This window comes from Aeromonas rivipollensis (assembly GCF_010974825.1).
Lineage (GTDB): Bacteria > Pseudomonadota > Gammaproteobacteria > Enterobacterales > Aeromonadaceae > Aeromonas > Aeromonas rivipollensis.
On the sequence record NZ_JAAILA010000002.1, the window covers coordinates 37,463 to 55,177 of the forward strand.

A 17,715-nucleotide genomic window follows, 5' to 3' on the forward strand; every position below is an offset into this window, starting at 1 on the left:
CTAACCGCTCTGCCCGTTTCACGCCAGCGCTCCGGCGCGCAAAACCTGCCTGAACCGGCACAGGGTGACGTAATTTGATGCTTTTTTGACGCCTTCCACCACAAAGGGGCCATTCGGGAGTAAACCGGGCAGGGGAGTCCCCGCCCGGACGGCTCACCTTACCAGCAGCACCTGCTTTGCCCAGGAACCTGGGGCCCGCATGCCGATGGCGCCACTGGTGATGTCCAGATAGGCGACGCCCTTGCTGGCGGGTACCGGGGTCGAGGACCAGAGGTAGACATAGCCGTCGTTCACCTCCTTGCCGTCCCCGGCCATGGCGCGGGGGAAGAGGGTCTCGTTCAATGCCGGCTTGTAGCAGGCGGACTCCAGTATGCTGGTGAGCTCCTTGATGGTGGGCAGGCGCCAATCGGTGTGACCACCGAAACCGTGGAGGGCATGGCTCGGCTCGGTGCGGATCCGCTCTGCGGTCAGCAGGGCCTGCTGCCAGTAGAGCCGGGTCGGCTCGCCGCTGCAGCTTCCATTCTGCCAGCTTTGGCCGAGCTGGCAGCGCATCCAGGTGAGGCCTGAGGCTCTGTCGGTGACTGTGCCGTTGCCGCGATCCAGGAAGCGGGAGCTTGGACTGGTGCGCGGCATGGTGTCGTCGCAGATGGCGATGGCCAGTGCCAGCGGGCTGCACAGGGTGAGCAGCAGGGTCAGAAGATACTTGTTCATCGGGTTACCTCGGCCACAAGGCGCAGTTGTATAGCATTGATTTCATTTTCGTTCTGGACGCCATAGGGGTAATCGGTGCCCGCATCCTCCCCCAGAAACTGGGGGCTGATGACGGCGATGGGGACGCTCTCGAGGCGCCGGGACGGGGTCAGGGTCTGGGTCCAGTAGCTGCCATCGAAGTCGCCGCTCGAGGGACCGACGTCGGGGAAGTAGCGCACATCCAGGCTGACCAGCTGGCCATCCTGGCGGGCGAGGGAGCCGTAGTGCTGCAGGCTGCCGAGCTCCTGGGCCGTGGGCAGGCGCCAGTGTCCTATGCCGCACAGCCGCTGTGCATTGAGCCACTGGCGATACTGCTCGGTGGAGCAGATGGCCTCCCCCTGGGGGCAGGCGTAGTCCAGCTCCGCCTGACTGGGGTGATAGTTGCCAAATTCCCAGGCGAAGACCTTGTGCAGATCCCGCGGACTGTCGGCATCATCGAGCTTCTTCTCCCAGATGAGGCCGGTGTTGAGATCCTCCACGCACTCCCACTCGTCGGCATTGTCCGCCAGGGGCTGCCCCTTGCCGTCTAGCTTGCGATAGCGCAGGGACGCCTGGCCCAGGCTCGCCTCCTGGCCCGGGTGATCCGCAGGCTCCTGGGTCAGCAGGTAATCCACCCCGTCCGTGTAGGTGGTGACGCCGCCGGCGGTCACCAGGGCCCGGGGTTGTTGTTGCTGCAGCACGGCGGCGAGCCTTGCCTGCTGGCTCAGGAGCTCGGGGCTGGCGGCAAAGTGCTGGGCGAGCTCGGGCAGCAGGGTGACCAGCCCCTGCCAGATCTGGCGCTTGCGATCGCTGGCGGCGTCATCGCGTGCCGCCAGGGCGAGCGCTTCCAGTGCCCTGTTGAACTCTTCCAGTTGCGCCAGGGCCGCGAGTCCCTGACCCGGTTGCAGGGGCGCCAGGGCGAGCAGCAGCTCGGCCAGGGCCTGGGCCGGCGGGATCCCGTCTGCGACCCGGGTCTGCAATAGTGTGCTCAAGGGGGTGGGGGTGAGGCGCTGATCGTCCAGGCGCGCCGCCGGGTGGGTCAGGGTCAGGGCGCCCGGATCCCGGGGGATGAACAGCAAGGGGCTGGTGAGCAGGCCGGGGGCGCTGGCGCTCAGCTGACGGGCGCCAGCCTCGCCACTGACCACGGGCTCGCCGGGCTCGCAACTGTCGTTCTGGTTCAGGTTGACGCACAGGGTGCCCGCCGCTGGCAGCTTGACCGTCAGACGGTAGTCGGGGGGCGTCAGGGGCGCCTCATCGGACTCGCCACCACCACAGGCGCTGAGCAGGGGGGCCAGCAGGCAGGCCAGCGGGGTCATTCTCATCTTCATTTCTTGTCCTTGGAGGGGCCTTGGCCCCTCTTTGCTTTTATAGGGATGGATCAGGTGCGACGGCTGAGGCGGCGCCAGAGGGCCAGCGGCAGCAGCCAGAGCAGGTTGACAGTGCCGCCCCCGCTGCTGTCCGCGGTGTTGAAGTGGATGATGCCGTCATCCGGCGGGGCGACGGGCTCACCACACTGGGCGCCGATGCGTTGGCTGATGCTCCAGCCGTTGATGCGCCCCTGATTGCCCGGCTTGCTGTCCACCACTTCCAGGGTCCAGCGACCGGCCAGCGGCTCTCCCACCAGGGGAGTGAAGGGTTGCAGGGGCAGCAGCTCGGTGGGGAAGACCCCTTTGATCCGTGGCAACGGGCTGTACCCCTTGTCCCAGATCTGGATGCGGGTGCCTGAGGGGGAGTTGAGCCAGATCTCCAGCTCATCGAGGGCCTGGTGCTGCAAGTCCAGGTTCAGTTGCAGGCGATCGCTCACCCGGGCGTCGCTTTTTTCCAGCACCAGGCTGGTTTCGCTGATGCCGCGCACCTCCTCGCTCTGGGCATCCTTGAGGGCCAGCGGCTGGCCGTTGGCCCGGCTGATGACGGGGGTGCCTATGGGCAGGGTCAGCGATTGCTGCCACTGACGCTCGGTCGGACTGGTGCCGCTCATGGCGAGGCTTATCGGCAGGCTTGCCTCGTCGCCACAGGCCAGCGGGCTGGTTGCCAGCAGCCGCAGGGTGGCGATGGTGCTGGCGCCAGCCGCCAGGTTGGTCGCTGACCAAGCCAGGGGATCGGCCTGCAAGCCGGCGGGCAGGGACAGGGTCAGGGCGTTGAGGGTCACCGGGGCGCTGCCGGGGTTGCTCAGGTTCAGCTGCACCGACTGGCGCTGATCCAGCACAAGGGCGCTGCCCTCGGCCAGGGCTATGTTGACGGGCGCCTGCAACAGGCCGTGCTGGCGGAAGGCCTGCTCCAGCAGCCGGGCATAGGCGCGCGCCGGGTAGAGCCGGGCTGCCGTGTCCACCGTGATGCGGGCCAGCTGTGGCATGCGGATGGCCGGGCCTAAGCCGAAGTGGGATTCGATGATGACGCGGTCGAACTCGTCCCTCGCCCCTTCCCCGTGCTCGGCCACCGACGCCAGCAGGGCCTGGAACAGCGGTGTGCCCCACAGCTGATCCCCGTTGCTGCCGTTGATGGTGCGGTGGGCCGGGTAGTTGTAGTCCGGGTGGTAGCGGGCCCGAGCATCGTCCAGCTGGCGCGGGGTGCGGTCGGTGAAGCGGGCATCCCAGTTGAACACAATGGCGGGCTCGAACTGGCGGCCCGCCTCGCTGCGCTGGCGATGGCTGGCGGCCAGGAAGTCGCCGAAGCCCTCGCCGATGGCGCCCCAGTCACCCTCTTCCCCGAGATCCGGCACTATGTGGTGCTGCACTCCGTGGCCGAACTCGTGCCAGATGACCATGGGATCCTCGGCATCGGGGACGCCGCTGCGACCCAGCTCCAGCCTGCGCTCGAACGGATCGTAGAGGGAGTTGTCCTGATAGCCTGCGTCCGTGTCGATGTCGAGGGCGCCGGGGATGAGGTCGGTGAAGCCGAGCGCCTTGAGGTGGCGCTGGGCCAGGTCCAGGTGGTAGTAGGCGTTGATGTCGGCAAAGCCCGGATCGTCCCGGGTCAGGCGAAAGGCCTGCTGGTTGTCTGCCCCGTAGGGGGCAGTAGTGGGCTCGATGGCATCCACCACTCGAGCATGGGGGCCGCTCAGCACATAGTCAGTGCCCAGCAGGGTGACCGGCAGTTCCACCTTGTCCTGATAGGCGGCATCCGCCAGCACCAGGGCCTCGTGCCAGACCAGGCTGGCGTCTTGCAACTGGGTGCGGGGATCGGGATCGAACACCCGCGCCAGGACCCGCTGATCCCCCGCCTCTGGGGTGCGCACCGCCTGGGTGCTCGCCTGATCCCCCCAGCGGCCAAGTTCGCGATCCCCGTCGCAACTGGCAAACAGCTGGACTCGACTGGCCTTGGCATTGCCCGCCTTGTGCTCGCTCACCCGCTGGCGCAGGGCCGGCACCAGGGTGTCGCCGTCGCGCCAGTACCAGGCTTCGACCTGTCCCAGCGGCGCTATCTGGCTGCCGTCGGCGCGCAACTGGTCCAGCAGGGGATCCAGGCTGGTGTTGGCATCGCAGCCGGGCGCTGCGCTCTGCAGGGGGCGCAGATTGTGATAGAGGCGCCAGGGTCTGCCGGCGCTGTCTATGCTGACGGCGGCCTGGGTGGTGGCCACCGGCAGACCGTTGACCAGCATGCGGAAGCTATGGTGGTGGCCGAGCAGGCTGGCCCTGTCGTAATCGGGGGCGAGGAGCACACCGAGGCGCTGCTCGAACCAGCGCTTCGGCGTCGTGGTCAGGGGTTCTTCATCGACAAACTGCAGCTCGGCCGCCAGCAGGGGTTGGGCGAGCAGGGTCGCCGCCAGCCAGAGGGCCAGGGAGGAGGGTTTCATGGGTGACTCCAAAACAGAAAAGGTGAATGGGGGCATCAGTGACGGACCCCCGCCAGGGAGAGCAGGAAGGCATACTCCCGGGCCGCGCGCAGCTCGGCCGTGCGGGGATTGGCCAGGTGGCCCCCCTCGAGTTCGGTGTGCAGCAGATAGGGTCCGGCCCCTGTGCTGTGGGCCCGCAGGCGGGCCAGCCACTTGAGGGGCTCCCAGTAGGGCACCTGGCTGTCGTGCAGCCCGGCCGTCACATAGAGGGGCGGGTAGGGGGCCGCGTGCAGGTTGTCGTAGGGGCTCAGGCGACGCATGGCCGCATAGTCGGCCGGGATGGCCGGATTGCCCCACTCCTCGTACTCCTGGCGGGTGAGGGGCAGCTCGGGATCCTGCATGGTGCCGAGCAGGTCGACGAAGGGCACCTGCAGCACGGCCCCGGCGAAGCGGGTCGGCGCCTGATTGAGGGCCACCGCTACCAAGAGACCGCCGGCGCTGCCGCCCATGGCGAACAGCCGGGCGGGATCGATGGCGGGATCCCGGGCCAGGCTCTCTGCCACCGCCAGGAAGTCGTCCACGCTGTGTTGCTTCTGCTGGCCGCGACCCTCCTTGTACCACATCTCTCCCAGCAGACCGCCGCCGCGCACATGGGCGATGGCGTAGACGAAGCCGCGATCCAGCAGGCTCAGCACCTGGGGCTGGTAGTAGGGGCGCATGGGAGTGCCGTAGGCACCATAGCCGTAGAGCAGCAGCGCCTTGGGCGCCTGAATGTCCTTGCGCCACACCAGGGAGACAGGCACCCGGACGCCATCCCGGCCGACCACCCAGCGCCGCTCGCTTTGGTAGGGAGAGGAGGAGGCTGGCTGCTCCTGGCGCCAGGTGCCGGAGGCCAGATCCAGCCAGCGCTGGTGCGGCGCCTCGGCCATGCCCTGGCGGCGGATCAGGATCTGCTGGCTGGCGGGGTCGTGGGCACCCTGGATCCAGGCCGTGCCGGCCCCTTCGGTGAGCGCCAGGCTGTGGGTCAGCTTGCCGCCTGCATCCAGCACATCGAGCCAGTCGTCCCCGGCCTTGCGGTATTGCAGCACAGTGTGGTGGGCAAACAGGCGCCACTTCTCGAGTTCCCGGCCCTCGCCTGACCAGAGGGGTTGCCAGGGCCCGCTCGCTACCTGAGCCAGGCTGGGCGCCTGATAGAGACCCATAGCCCCGTCCCGGTTGCTCTTGACATGCACCCTGTCCCCTTGGGTATCCAGGTAGTACTCGAGCCCGCTCTCACGGGGCTTGAGCAGGGTAGGACCGCCCTCATCCAGCAGGTATTGCTCCGAGCTGTCGTGGTTGTTGCTCTGCAAGATGAGGTGACGCTTGTCCGTGGTGCGATAGAGGCTGAGCAGCCAGGCGGGATCGGCCTCCTGGTGCAGCAGCGCCTCCTTGCCTGCCTGCCAGGCCCACAGCTGCCAGGGGCGCAGGGTGTGGCGCTCGTTGGCGACCGTATAGAGGGCCTTGCCATCTAGGCTCCAGAGCAGATCGCTGGCGCGGTGTGGAAAAGAGGCGAGCGTCTCGCCGCTCGCCAGATCCAGCAAGGTGATGCGGTAGTCCCTGTCCCCTCGGTGGTCTTCGGCCAGGGCAAGCAGGCGGCCATCTGGGTGCAGGGCCCAGGCGGCAATCTCGTAATAACCCTGGTCGGGTTGACGGGGGGCCAGCCGCTGGCGGGGGGCGGAGCCTGCGTCGCTGCGCTGCCACAGGCTGCCGTCCGCCGCCATGCGCCACTGGCTGCCGGCCTCGGTCAGCCACTCCTCTGGCAGGGGTTCGCCCCGCTCTCTGGTCTGCCACTCGGCTTGCAGCGTCTTCGCAAGCGGCTGCTGGCCGGCGAGCTGCTGTTCGGTCCAGCGGTTCTGCTCGCGCAGCAGCGTTAGCAGCTCGGAGGCGCGGCGACTGTCGTCACGCCAGCCGCCATAGGGATCGAGGCGGGCTATCTCCCCCTTCATTAGCAGTGGGCGCTCGGGGATAAGGGGCGCGGCCTCCTGGGTTGCCTCAGGAAGCGGGGCGGCAGGGGCCGGGGTGGCCAGCAGGCTGGCCAGTAGAAGCAGGCTGTGCATCAGATCCCCACGAAGGTGTAGCGCAGGCTGGCACTGAAGGTGCGGCCGCTCTGGGTGAAGAGTCCGGCGTCGGTACCGGCTTCCAGCCCGGCCACATCCTGATAGCGGGTGTAGCGGGTGTCGAACAGGTTATCGAGCTTGAGGTTGACCTTGAGGGCATCGGTGATCAGCCAGTCCGCCGTCATGGCGAGGCTGAACCAGCCCGCGCTGGTGAGGCAGGCATCCTGGCGCTTGGTCAGGCTGTTGCCGCAGCTGGGCACTCTGTCCATGGCGGCGGCGTAGTCCGCCTGCACCCCCAGGCTCCAGTCATGGGTCTGGTAGCTCAGGCGGGTGTTGCCCTCGAGAGGCGTCAAGGTGCGCAGCGCCTCGCCCTGGCTGTCTTCCCCATCGACCCAGCCGAGCTTGGTGGCCAGCTCCCACTCCTGGGTCAGCCAGTAGCTGGCGGCGATTTCCGCGCCCCAGGTCTCGGCCTTGGCCACGTTGCGGTACTGGCGAAGTATGACGCCGTCACTCAGGCGCAGCCCCACCTCGCGCCAGTCGATGAAGTTGTAGTAACGGTTGTAGAAGAGGGCCGGCTTGATGCTCCAGCTCTCCCCCTCGCCACTCAAACCCCACTCGAAGCTGTGGCTGGTCTCCTCCTTCAGATCCGTGTTGGCGATGATCTGGAACGGCGGCAGGGCGAAGTAGTGGGGAATGTTGCCGTACACCTTGTCGTAGGAGGGGGCCCGAAAGCCGTTGGCATAGCTGAGCCAGCTGCGCCACTGCTCGTTGACGCGGTAGCTGGTGGCCAGGCTCGGGGAGAGATGCCAGCTGTGGTTTTCGCCCTGATTGCCATCTTGCGGGCGCAGCCACTGGTGATCCATGCGCAAGGTGGGGGTGAATTGCCACCGGCCCAGGGTGGCCACGTCGCCGAGCCAGACCCCGGCCCGGTCGGTGCGGGCACTGCTGAAGGGCTCGGACTGGCTGGGCTGGGGCACGCCCGCCTCCAGGCTCAGCTTCTCCACCGGCCGCTCGTGGCGGGTACGCTCCAGCTCGACGCCGTAGCTCAGCTTGTGGGCAAGGTCGCCGGTGACGAAATCCCGGCGCACGTCCAGCTCGCTGCCGACGCGGTCTTCGGTGAAGGTTGAGAGCTCTCGCTCGCTGCGGTAGCGGGGATAGCCGCTCAGCAGGTCGTTTTGCAGCAGGCTGCGCTTGTTGGCGCTGTTCTTGGAGTGGTTGCCATAGAGGCTCCAGGTGAACTGATCCGCCAGCAGGCTGCCGAGATCGCTCGCCTCCCAGCCAATTTTGCCCCCCTGGGTGCGCTGGCTGCCTTGCTCATTGTATTGGCGCACCTGCCACTTGCCATCGGGCTGGGGCACTTCGCGCGGTCCCTGATCCCGCTGCGCATTGTCCTCGAAGTAGTCGAGCTCCAGGCGCAGCAGGTGGTGATCGTTCAACGGGAAGCGGGAGCTGGTGGAGGCGCTGAGGCCGTCCAGATCCGCCGGGATGCGGCTCTCGTCATAGTTGGCGGTCTCGTGCCCCTGCCAGCCGGAGACCCGCAGCAGGTGCTCGCTATCCAGCACCCGGGCGGCGCCGGTGGCGCTCAGCTTCTGCTTGTCGCTGCCGCCGTCCTGCAACACCTTGCTGCCGAGATAGGCATCCTGCCCCTGCAGGTAGTCCTCCGGCTGCTTGGTGGAGATGACTATGGTGCCGCCGATGGCGTCGGAGCCATGGAGGGAGGAGCCGGCACCCTTGGCGACCTCGATCTGCTTGACGTCATCGAGATCGAAGCTGAAACGGCCCACCTTGTCGTTGAGGTCATCGGCGCCGAAGCCGTCGCTGACCCGCACCCCATCCTTGATGATGAGCACCCGGTTGCCGCCCATGCCGCGGATGATGATGTTTTGCGGCCGACCGGCGGAGCCGGTCACCGAGACCCCGGGCTCGTTCTTGAACACATCGGTGAGCTCGGTGGCGACCTGGCGATCCAGCTCTTCTTCCGTGATGACTGTGATGGAGCCGGAGACATCGGACAGCTTCTGCTCGATGCGCTGCCCCTTGACCACTATGGTCTCGTGGGCCCTGGGTTCGGGATCTGTCCCGGCGGGATCGCTGGCGGCCAGGGCTGTACCGGACAGCAGCATGGGCCAGTAGTGAAGCAGTGTTTTCATTGTTGATAATGATTTTTATTTAAGCCTGGAGGGCGCGGATTATTGCAGATGAATCCCTCCGTATCAACGATTGATAATCATTATCATCTTTGTTTTATGGTCTTGATCGGACTGAGGTTTTTTGAGAGAAGAGTCAGTAGTTGCAGAGCATACGTTTGCGAATGGCACTGGCCGGTGGAGGGGATAAGGTGCGTCCCTCCTGGATCTCGAGACAATAAAAAGCCCGCCGAGAAGGCGGGCTGATTGGATCCATCAGAGCACCTAGGGGGTGCGATAGAAGCGGTTGAGTTCGTTCATCACCTGGATCATGGCGCCCATGTCCGGGGTGCCGTGCTTGATGGGGCGATAGGTGTTGCGATCCAGCAGTTCGAAGTCACCCTGCTTGTTGAACTGGGTGATGGTGTTGTCCTGATAGATGGCAAAGTCATTCTGATCGCCGGCCAGCAGCCAGTTGCGCGGGCTGGTGTCAAACAGGCTGCGCCCCGTGCTGTAGTCGCGAGGGGGGTTGCGTACCCCCAACATGCCCTTCATCAGGGTCGGCACCAGGTCCAGGTGGCTGCTTGCCTGCTCCTGTGGCTGGCTCTCGACGCCGGGCCAGGCGAGCACCAAAGGAACCTGCACCTGATAGGGGGAGTAGTTGCTGCCATAGCCCCAGCTGTTGCTCTGGGTTTCGTTGAACTCCTGGCCGTGATTGGAGGTGATGACGACTATGGTCTGCTCGCTCAGTCCCTGCAGCTGCAGCTGGGAGAGCATCTGCTCCAGCAATTGATCGGTGTAGAACACCGAGTTCTTGTAGCGATTCTCCAGCTTTTGCAGGTTCTCGGGTCTATAGGCGGTGGCCGGGTTGAACCGGGTCAGCTCGGGCTGGAAGGGGCCCTTGAGGCTGGCGGGCACCTGATAATCGCCCGGGCTCGAGAGATAGACCAGAGAGAACCAGGGCCTGTCTGCTGTGCGCGTGCCAAGCCACTGTTGCCAGTCGCCGATGAGGCGAGTGTCATCACTCTGGCGGGAGACAAACACCTGCTTGCGCAGGCCGGCGAGCAGGCTCTGCTGATATTGCTTGGCGTCTTCCAGGGCACCGAACAGGCCGAACTGGTAGTCCTGGCGCAGCATCTCGTCGAACAGCACCGGCGGGCGCTTGTCGGCACGGATGTCGCCATAGTAGTGGCCGGGCAGCCCGTAGAAGAGGCCGAACATCCCCATGGCGTCATCGTTGCCGCCACTCATGTGGCGTCTGTAGTTGAGGTGCTGATCCGCATAGCGCTGCAGATTGGGCATGTTGATGTTGTTGAGCATGTCGGCCCGCAGGGAGTCGACCACCACCACCAGCAGGTTCTTGTGCTCGCTCGGCGCGCTCACGCTGAGGGGGCGCAGGGGATAGAGCAGGCGATGCTCGGCGCTGCCCTGGTTCTCGGCCTTCTTCTCATACTGCTCGAGATCGAGCCAGCCATGCTTGGCCAGGAAGCTTCGGGCTGTCATGGGATAGGAGAGCGGGAAGTTGGCGCGCTGCATTGTGATGGGCTGATACAGGGTCGCATCGGCCCAGCTGTTGACCAGGTGAGTCAGCATGAAGCAGACCAGCAGGGCCAGCCCCACCTGATTGCCGTACTGGCGACGCTTGCGCTTGTTGATCTTGCGCCACACATAGGCCGACAGCAGCAATTGCAGCAGGAAGATGGTGGGCACGGCGACGAAGATGATGCTCCAGATAGAGCCCTCTTCGGTCTGGGCCTGATCCAGCAGCAGTTGCCACACCTGACCATTCAAGTGGAACTTGAATAGCTGGAAGACCTGGGTATCGATGAGCAGCAGCACCTGCGCCAGGGTGGCGATGATGGCCGAAATGAAGCGCAGGGGCTTCTCCCTGGGCAGCACGAAGCTCAGGGGGAAGACGGTCAGCAGATAGGTGACGAAGCTCAGGAACGAGAAATGACCTATCCAGCTGATGATGAGATAGGTGACCCCGAGCGTGGTCGATGGCCAGCTGATGGAACCCAGATAGCGGGTCGCGATCAGCATGGCCAGGATGATGTTGAAGAAGGAGAACCAATGCCCCCAGGTGATCAGGCGAGAGACGTTATCACGATAGGGGTTGCCGGTTTCGACCATAATGATCCATCTGCTTGAAAAACATCAAAGAATGCGAAGAAACTCAGTGAGCATCGTGGCGATGATCCACCGAGGCGGTGAGCGCCTGGATGTACTTCTCGGTGATCGCCTGACGCTGGGCCGGGGCCATACCGTTGATGATGTTGGTGGTCAGGTTGCCAAGCACCATGAGACTGAGATCCACCGGCGCCTTGTGTTTCTCCAGGGCGGTGATCAGGTCGTTCATCAGGGCGTCAAACTGCTCGTTATTGTACTTTGATACGATGGGCATAATCTTGGGTTCATCTCGGTTCAAAGCGCCTTATAATACTTCACCCTTTCGGCTAACACTATGGCTTTGTGACATGAGTCTCGATATCGACAAGATCATTCTTCACTCCCTGCGCGCCGGCAATGACGGTCAGCCGCACGCCGATACCCGCAGTCAGACTCTGCCTGCCGACGAGGCGGTGCAAGGGCTGATGGCTGAACTGCATCGCATCTACAACGGCAAGGGTGGCAAGGGCTTCGGTTTCTTTGCCGACCCGGAAGCCGCCGTCGCCGAGCTGGCAGAAGGTGAAGAGGCTCCCAAGCAGCCGTCTCCGGCCTTTCGCATCGCCCTCGAACAGCTGCTTGGCGAGCAGACCGAATTCGTCCCCTTCTCTATCACCCTGACCCAGATGCTGGTCAAGCAGCTGGTGGAGCACGCCCTGGACGAGCAGGGCGTGCTGCTGATTGCCAAATACAACTATGTCGGGGTCGATTACCTGATGATTGCCCTGCTGGAGGGCAAGGAGAGCGTCACCGTCAGCGAGGCGCTGGACCTGCGTCACATCCATTATCTGGATATCGGCAAACTCAACCTGGTGGCCCGCATCGATCTGACCGAGTGGAAAACCCAGCCTGATTCTCGCCGTTATATCACCTTCAGCAAGGGGCGGGTTGGCCGCAAGCTGGGGGACTTTTTCATGGACTTGCTGGGTGCCCGCGAGGGCATGGATGCCAAGGTACAAAATAAAGGCTTGCTGCAGGCGGTGGACGATTACTGCGACAGCCGCCAGCTCGAACCCGCCGAGCGCAATGATTACAAGAAGCAGGTCTTCAAATATTGCACCGAGCAGGCGAGCGCCGGTGAAGAGATCGAAATCAAGGAGCTCTCGGCGGAATTGCCTGGCGATGGCGATCTCGATTTTTACAGCTTCATCGGTCAGGAATACGAGCTGGAAGATCGCTTCCCGGCCGATCGCTCCACCCTGCGCGGCCTGACCAAGTTTGTCGGCTCGGGTGGCGGCCTGACCCTGAGCTTCGAGCAGAAATTGCTGAACAGCCGGGTCTTCTACGATCCCCAGACCGACACCCTGACCATACGTGGCGTGCCGCCCAACCTCAAGGATCAGCTGCTGCGTCAGTCATAATGTGATCCAGTCACCATTTCTGGCAAAAAGGCACCGGAGTTCGCTCCGGTGCCTTTTTATTTAAGGGGGAGATGAACCTGGAATCCGGCTTGGTACTTTTGTTAACACATTAAACAAAATAATGGAGTTGAAAGGGTTTTCAATGGGGTGAAACCCCTTTCAATGGTGTAAATTTATTTCTTTTTGGTAATTAGTTTTCCATGTAAGGCCAAAAATATGGCGATAAATCCCGATAAGTCGCTGAAATAAGAAAATGTTTTCATAACTTTCTGGAAGAAAATACGTAATTGCATTTCAAAAATGCGAGGCGTGTCATGTGAGGCGTTGCAGGCTTGGGATAATATTCATCTCGCACACAATGCTCTTACAGCGCGGAACTAATACAAGGAAAGGCTCATGAAAAAGAAATTGCTGTCATCCCTGATCGGTCTGGCTACCCTGGGTGTGGCTTGCTCAGCCACTGCTGCGATTGACGAAGGTCAGCTGACCATCTGGATCAACGGTGACAAGGGCTACAACGGCCTGGCCGAAGTAGGCAAGAAGTTTGAAGCCGAGACCGGCATCAAGGTGACCGTTGCGCACCCGGACCAGGTAGAAGTGAAGTTCCAGCAAGCCGCCGCCACCGGCAACGGCCCGGACATCTTCTTCTGGGCTCACGACCGCTATGGTGAGTGGGTCAAGGCCGGTCTGCTGGTGCCAGTGACGCCGAACGCCGCCACCAAGGCCAAGTTCGAGCAGTTCGCCTGGGATGCCATGGCAGTCGATGGCAAGACCTATGGCTACCCGGTCGCGGTCGAAGCCGTCAGCCTGATTTACAACAAGGATCTGTTGCCCAACCCGCCCAAGACCTTCGAAGAGATCGCCAAGATCGACGAAGAGCTGAAGAAGAGTGGCAAGCGCGCCATCATGTGGGCCTATGACACCCCCTACTTCAGCTACCCCCTGGTGGCTGCCAACGGTGGTTATGCCTTCAAGAAGACCGCTACCGGTTATGACGTGAAAGACACCGGCGTGAACAACGCAGGCGCCAAGGCCGGTGTGGGCTACATCTCCGAGATGATCAAATCCGGTCACCTGGAAAAAGGCATCGACTACGGTGTCATGGATGCCAAGTTCAACAAGGGCGAAGTGGCCATGATGATCAACGGTCCCTGGGCCTGGAGCAACCTGGACAAGAGCGGCATCAAGTACGGCGTAGCGCCGCTGCCGACCCTGAACGGCAAGCCGGCCAAAGCCTTCGTTGGCGTACTGGGTGCCACCATCAACGCCGCCAGCCCGAACAAGGATCTGGCCATCGAGTTCCTGGAAAACTACCTGCTGACCGACGCCGGTCTGGCACCGGTGAACGCCGACAAGCCGCTGGGCGCCGTGGCACTGAAGTCCTTCCAGAAGACGCTGGAATCCGATGCCAACATCAAGGCCACCATGCAGAACGCCCAGAATGGCGAGCCGATGCCGTCCGTGCCTGAGATGAGCCGTTTCTGGTCTTCCTTCGAAACAGCCCTCAAGAACGTCACCTCTGGCCGTCAGAGCGTTGACGAGGCCCTGGATACCGCTGCCAAGCGCATCGTCCAGTAAGCTAGCACCAGGGAGGCCTTCGGGCCTCCCACTCTCTCCAATCTCTCTTGGCGCAATAAAGGTTAATTGGCATGGAAGTTGTACCTTCTATCGAATCCTATGCCGGTCCGAAGAAAGACAAGTACGTCTGGCTGAAGTGGACCATGGCGGCACTGATTGCAGTGCTTAATGGTTATGCGGCTGTGATGATGTATGCCAGCGGCGAGTGGGTGTTTGCCCTGCTCGATCTGGTGGTCGTTTCTGTCGGTCTCTATGTCTTCATGAACAAGAAGACCTATGCCCACCGCTATATCTTCCCCGGTGTGGCAGGCATGGTTGTTTTTATCATCTTCCCTCTTGCCTACACGATCGGCATCGCCTTCACCAACTACTCGGGTGCCAACCTGCTCTCTCTCGAGCAGGCACGGGATTTCCATCTGAAAAAAATCTATAAGGTGACTGGCGGTGAATTCGATTTCACCCTCCTGGGTGGTGAGAACAATCAGTTTCAGCTGCTGCTGCAACAGGACGACCAATCCTTTATCAGTCAACCCCTTACCCTGCTGAACAACAAGGCGCGTACCCTGGCCGTCCGTGAAGGACGGGTCCGTGACGAGCCACAGGTTGTTCAGCTGCAACCCCTGAACGGGGAAGCGCTCGACCAGGCGGCACCCATACGTGCCATCGTCGATCACCGCACTCACCTGAGCGCCCTGGATCTGGTGCTGCCGGATGGCAACATCCACCTGACCCTGAGCAGCCTGCGCAAGTTTGCGGCGCAAAAGCCGCTCTATACCCAGCTGGTTGACGGGGCCGTGCTCAAGTCCGGTGTCGTTATCAAGGACGGCAACCTGCTGCGGGACAACCAGAACGGCGAGCTGATGCTGCCCAACGGCGATACCGGCTTCTATCAGTACATAGATGCTGACGGTCACTTCGTCGGCAAGGGCATGGCCCCTGGCTTCGTGGTGAGCGTGGGCTGGAAGAACTTCGTCCGCATCATGACAGACCCGGGTATCCAGGGTCCCTTCATGCAGATCTTCGTCTGGACCGTGATCTTCTCCGCCTGCTCAGTGGCCTTCACTCTGGCCATCGGCATGGTGATGGCCTGTCTGGTGCAGTGGGAGCAGCTCAGGGGGCGCGGTTTCTACCGGGTCATGCTGATCCTGCCCTATGCGATACCGGCGTTCATCTCCATCCTGGTGTTCAAGGGCTTGTTCAACCAGAACTTCGGCGAGATCAACCTGTTCCTGGAAGCGGCGTTCGGCATCAAGCCGGACTGGTACACCACCCCCTTCCTGGCCAAGGTGATGATCCTCATCGTCAACACCTGGCTCGGCTACCCCTACATGATGATCCTCTGCATGGGCCTGCTCAAGGCCATCCCGGAAGATCTCTATGAGGCGTCTGCCATGGACGGTGCGGGTCCGGTACAGAACTTCTTCAAGATCACAGTGCCGCTCCTGATGAAGCCGCTGACTCCGCTGTTGATTGCATCCTTTGCCTTCAACTTCAACAACTTCGTGCTTATCCAGTTGTTGACCAACGGGGCGCCGGACATCATAGGGGCCAGTACCCCGGCCGGGACCACGGATCTGCTGGTGAACTACACCTACCGGATCGCGTTCCAGGGCTCGGGTGGTCAGGACTACGGTCTGGCCAGTGCCATCGCCACCGCCATCTTCCTGATCGTCGGCGCGCTTGCACTGCTCAACCTGAAATTGTCCAAAGCGGACAAGCTGTAAGGAGGCTTCTCAATGGCTATCGTACAACCCAAATCAGTGAAATACCGGGTGTGGGCAACCCACCTGGTCATGTGGGGCTTCCTGGCGCTGATCATCTTCCCGGTGATCATGGTTATCGCCATCTCGTTCCGTAACGGCAACTTCTCGGTGGGGGAGATAATCCCCTCCAACCCGACCCTGGATCACTGGAAGCTGGCGCTTGGCATGTCCATCACCAACGCCGATGGCAGCATAACGCCACCGCCGTTCCCTGTGCTGACCTGGCTGTGGAACTCCATCAAGATCGCGGGCATCACGGCCCTGATGATAGTGGTGCTCTCCACCACCTGTGCCTATGCGTTTGCCCGCCTGCGGTTCCGTGGCAAGCAGACCATATTGCAGGGGATGCTGATCTTCCAGATGTTCCCGGCGGTGCTGGCGCTGGTGGCCATCTATGCGTTGTTCAACAAGATTGGCGACTACATCCCCTGGCTGGGTCTGAACACCCACGGCGGTCTGATCCTGGCCTACATGGGCGGCATAGCGCTGCATGTCTGGACCATCAAGGGCTACTTCGAGACCATAGACTCTTCCCTGGAAGAGGCGGCGGCCATCGATGGTGCGACCCCCTGGCAGGCATTCAGGTTGATCCTGCTGCCCCTGTCGGTGCCCATACTGGCGGTGGTCTTCATTCTGGCCTTTATCGGCTCCATCACCGAGGTGCCCGTGGCCTCCATCCTGCTGCAGGATGTGAACAACCTGACCCTGGCGGTCGGTGCCCAGCAATACCTCTATCCGCAGAACTATCTGTGGGGTGACTTTGCCGCTGCCGCCGTGCTGTCCGGTCTGCCCATCACTGTCGTCTTCCTCATGGCGCAGCGCTGGCTGGTGGGTGGCCTCACTGCGGGCGGTGTGAAAGGTTAAGGTTTTAATGGCCGGGGGAGTGCTCCCCCGACTATCACGATTTGCACAGATTTCAGAGCGGAGCTCGTCATGGCTGAAGTAGTACTCAACAACGTTCGCAAAAACTACGATCCGGCTGTCCACAAGGACACGCTGCGCAACATCAACCTGGCCATCAAGGAAGGGGAGTTCATCGTCTTCGTCGGTCCGTCCGGTTGTGGCAAGTCCACCCTGCTGCGGATGATCGCAGGGCTGGAGGACATCACCAGCGGTGAGCTGACCATAGGCGGTCGTTACATGAACGACGTGCCGCCGGTGGAGCGCAACGTGGGCATGGTGTTCCAGTCCTACGCCCTCTACCCCCACATGAACATCTACGAGAACATGGCCTTCGGCCTCAAGCTCAAGAAGATGGACAAGGAGAACATCCACAAGCGGGTGATGCGTGCCGCCGAGATCCTGGGTCTCGAACCCCTGCTGGACAGAAAGCCCAAGGCCCTCTCCGGCGGTCAGCGCCAGCGGGTGGCCATAGGTCGCTCCATAGTGCAGCAGCCGCAGGTGTTCCTGTTCGATGAACCCTTGTCGAACCTGGATGCCGCCCTGCGGGTCAAGATGCGCATCGAGATCGCCAAGCTGCACAAGGAGCTCAACTCCACCATCATCTACGTGACCCACGATCAGGTGGAGGCCATGACCCTGGCCAACCGCATCGTGGTGCTGAGCCCGCTCAAGGGCGAGGCGACCACCAACCTGGAGCAGTTCGGCACGCCGCTCGAGCTCTACCACAACCCGGACAACAAGTTCGTGGCGGGCTTCATCGGCTCACCCAAGATGAACTTCCTGGCGGGGGAGCTGCTGGAGATAGGCGAGCAGGAGTGCGTGGTCAAGCTGACTTCCGGCGACACAGTGCGTGCCCGGGTCGATGCCCGCAGCGGCTCTGTCGGTGACAAGGTGGAACTGGGCATTCGTCCCGAGCACCTGGTGCCGCTGGATCACGCCCACGCCGACAGCAAGGTGAGCGGCATAGTCCAGGTGGCAGAGCACCTGGGGGCCGAGTCCTTCGTCTACATGGACGTGGATGGCCACGACTTCACCGTCAAGGCCAGCTCAGATGTGGACGTGGCCACGGGTCAGGAGTACAGCGTCGGCATTCCGGCCGAGGCCTGCTACCTGTTCGATGTCAAGGAGCAGGCGTTCCCCCGTACCGCCAGATATATCCGCACCTGATGGTGTTGCAGTGCAGGTTTCCATAGTATTCAATGCCTTTTTGCCGGTCGAATG

12 protein-coding genes are annotated in these 17,715 nt (G+C 62.5%); 5 read left to right on the forward strand and 7 right to left on the reverse strand.

The genetic code is table 11. From position 1 onward, the window contains the following. Positions 1-153: 153 nt before the first annotated feature. The 7 genes from G4923_RS00310 to G4923_RS00340 form a co-directional block, all read right to left on the reverse strand. Positions 154-711: an Lcl C-terminal domain-containing protein gene (locus G4923_RS00310; RefSeq protein WP_163134879.1), complete on the reverse strand. Its 558-nt coding sequence runs from the start codon at positions 709-711 to the stop codon at positions 154-156. Further along, positions 708-2,045 (reverse strand): Lcl domain-containing protein, encoded by a 1,338-nt coding sequence (locus G4923_RS00315; RefSeq protein WP_163135009.1) that lies wholly within the window; start codon positions 2,043-2,045, stop codon positions 708-710. Before G4923_RS00315 ends, G4923_RS00310 begins: the two co-directional genes overlap by 4 nt. A 62-nt stretch (positions 2,046-2,107) precedes the next feature. Continuing rightward, entirely contained in the window at positions 2,108-4,522 is a 2,415-nt protein-coding gene (locus tag G4923_RS00320; protein WP_163134881.1) for a proprotein convertase P-domain-containing protein, read from the reverse strand. A 35-nt stretch (positions 4,523-4,557) separates the two neighbouring features. Continuing rightward, entirely contained in the window at positions 4,558-6,597 is a 2,040-nt protein-coding gene (locus G4923_RS00325) for a prolyl oligopeptidase family serine peptidase (RefSeq protein WP_163134883.1), read from the reverse strand. After that, positions 6,597-8,747, reverse strand: a complete 2,151-nt coding sequence (locus tag G4923_RS00330; RefSeq protein ID WP_163134885.1) for a TonB-dependent hemoglobin/transferrin/lactoferrin family receptor — start codon at positions 8,745-8,747, stop codon at positions 6,597-6,599. The genes G4923_RS00325 and G4923_RS00330 overlap by 1 nt, the downstream gene beginning before the upstream one ends. Before the next feature lie 261 nt (positions 8,748-9,008). Further along, positions 9,009-10,856: a DUF3413 domain-containing protein gene (locus G4923_RS00335; protein ID WP_163134886.1), complete on the reverse strand. Its 1,848-nt coding sequence runs from the start codon at positions 10,854-10,856 to the stop codon at positions 9,009-9,011. 43 nt (positions 10,857-10,899) lie between these two features. Beyond that, positions 10,900-11,127, reverse strand: a complete 228-nt coding sequence (locus G4923_RS00340; RefSeq protein WP_011705556.1) for a YejL family protein — start codon at positions 11,125-11,127, stop codon at positions 10,900-10,902. 73 nt (positions 11,128-11,200) lie between these two features. Between G4923_RS00340 and yejK the strand changes: the two genes are divergently transcribed. From yejK to G4923_RS00365, 5 genes are all read left to right on the forward strand, one after another. Next, positions 11,201-12,250, forward strand: coding sequence for a nucleoid-associated protein YejK (gene yejK, locus G4923_RS00345; RefSeq protein ID WP_162627363.1), 1,050 nt, complete (start codon positions 11,201-11,203; stop codon positions 12,248-12,250). Between the two features lie 396 nt (positions 12,251-12,646). Further along, positions 12,647-13,828 carry a maltose/maltodextrin ABC transporter substrate-binding protein MalE gene (gene malE, locus G4923_RS00350; protein WP_106887277.1) on the forward strand — a complete coding sequence of 394 codons (1,182 nt, stop codon included), beginning with the start codon at positions 12,647-12,649 and terminating at the stop codon, positions 13,826-13,828. 71 nt (positions 13,829-13,899) lie between these two features. Continuing rightward, a complete protein-coding gene (gene malF, locus G4923_RS00355; protein ID WP_106887276.1) occupies positions 13,900-15,552 on the forward strand; it encodes a maltose ABC transporter permease MalF in 1,653 nt (550 codons plus the stop codon). 12 nt (positions 15,553-15,564) lie between these two features. Continuing rightward, positions 15,565-16,455, forward strand: a complete 891-nt coding sequence (gene malG / locus G4923_RS00360; protein WP_025326477.1) for a maltose ABC transporter permease MalG — start codon at positions 15,565-15,567, stop codon at positions 16,453-16,455. Between the two features lie 69 nt (positions 16,456-16,524). Next, complete coding sequence (locus G4923_RS00365; RefSeq protein ID WP_163134887.1) at positions 16,525-17,661, forward strand: ABC transporter ATP-binding protein; 1,137 nt, start codon at positions 16,525-16,527, stop codon at positions 17,659-17,661. Positions 17,662-17,715: the final 54 nt, after the last annotated feature.

Coding starts and splice junctions, on each gene's coding strand:
- G4923_RS00310 (WP_163134879.1), bottom strand. CDS start 711: ATGAACAAGTATCTTCTGACCCTGCTGCTCACCCTGTGCAGCCCGCTG.
- G4923_RS00315 (WP_163135009.1), bottom strand. CDS start 2,045: ATGACCCCGCTGGCCTGCCTGCTGGCCCCCCTGCTCAGCGCCTGTGGT.
- G4923_RS00320 (WP_163134881.1), bottom strand. CDS start 4,522: ATGAAACCCTCCTCCCTGGCCCTCTGGCTGGCGGCGACCCTGCTCGCC.
- G4923_RS00325 (WP_163134883.1), bottom strand. CDS start 6,597: ATGCACAGCCTGCTTCTACTGGCCAGCCTGCTGGCCACCCCGGCCCCT.
- G4923_RS00330 (WP_163134885.1), bottom strand. CDS start 8,747: ATGAAAACACTGCTTCACTACTGGCCCATGCTGCTGTCCGGTACAGCC.
- G4923_RS00335 (WP_163134886.1), bottom strand. CDS start 10,856: ATGGTCGAAACCGGCAACCCCTATCGTGATAACGTCTCTCGCCTGATC.
- G4923_RS00340 (WP_011705556.1), bottom strand. CDS start 11,127: ATGCCCATCGTATCAAAGTACAATAACGAGCAGTTTGACGCCCTGATG.
- yejK (WP_162627363.1), top strand. CDS start 11,201: ATGAGTCTCGATATCGACAAGATCATTCTTCACTCCCTGCGCGCCGGC.
- malE (WP_106887277.1), top strand. CDS start 12,647: ATGAAAAAGAAATTGCTGTCATCCCTGATCGGTCTGGCTACCCTGGGT.
- malF (WP_106887276.1), top strand. CDS start 13,900: ATGGAAGTTGTACCTTCTATCGAATCCTATGCCGGTCCGAAGAAAGAC.
- malG (WP_025326477.1), top strand. CDS start 15,565: ATGGCTATCGTACAACCCAAATCAGTGAAATACCGGGTGTGGGCAACC.
- G4923_RS00365 (WP_163134887.1), top strand. CDS start 16,525: ATGGCTGAAGTAGTACTCAACAACGTTCGCAAAAACTACGATCCGGCT.